The 300-nt window shown below is 48.3% G+C and carries 1 pseudogene; it reads left to right on the forward strand.

From position 1 onward, the window contains the following. Positions 1-300: pseudogene (locus tag EWM59_RS28100) on the forward strand (hypothetical protein); the annotation flags it as partial.

A 300-nucleotide genomic window follows, 5' to 3' on the forward strand; every position in this document is an offset into this window, starting at 1 on the left:
TACAAATTGTAGCTCAACCAACAGCCCCAACCATTACTCCTCCGGGTTCTTTAGTGGTGTGTGCACCAAGTACTTTAACCTTAACGGCAAGTGGTTGTGCAGGGACAGTCAACTGGTCGAATGGTTCATCGGGCACAAGTATAGTTTTATCAAGTGTAGGCACTTACAGCATTACAGCAACCTGTACAGTTGGGTCTTGTATTTCTCCGGCAAGCACGGCAGTTACTGGCTTACAGATTGTAGCTCAACCCTCTGCGCCAACGATTACAGCCCCAGCTACCAAGGTAGTTTGTGCGCCAA

It is taken from the genome of Emticicia agri (genome assembly GCF_004168285.1).
Taxonomy (GTDB): Bacteria; Bacteroidota; Bacteroidia; order Cytophagales; family Spirosomataceae; genus Emticicia; species Emticicia agri.